1 protein-coding gene is annotated in these 370 nt (G+C 45.9%); it reads left to right on the top strand.

The window, feature by feature from the left end:
• Window positions 1-370: mucin-binding protein (locus STRDD04_RS11225; protein WP_443031312.1), on the top strand; the 370-nt coding region annotated here is incomplete at both ends.

The following is a 370-nucleotide window of genomic DNA, read 5'->3' on the forward strand; positions in this document are numbered from 1 at the left end:
CCAAGAAAGCAAGTCTGTGAACCTGATTGTTCGTTACCATGGTGCAGGCAGCCAAACACCAGCTGATCAAGTGCAGACAGCAACTTGGACTCGTAGCGTGACGACAGACAAGGTGACTGGCAATAAAGTTTCTGCCACAGCTTGGACAAGTGATAAAGCCAACTATGACGCTGTGCCGTCACCAGTGATTCCAGGCTATAGCGTAGATATCGAGACAGTTCCGTCTGAAGCAGTTACCCAAGAAAATATTGTCAAGGATGTACATTATACTGCTCAAAACCAAAAGGTTACTTACACAGTTGTAGATGAGACAACAGGTCAAACTCTGGAAAACCAAGTTGAATTGACCACCGGTGATTCAGGTGCAGCT

Source organism: Streptococcus sp. DD04 (assembly GCF_001578725.1).
Taxonomy (GTDB): Bacteria; Bacillota; Bacilli; order Lactobacillales; family Streptococcaceae; genus Streptococcus; species Streptococcus sinensis.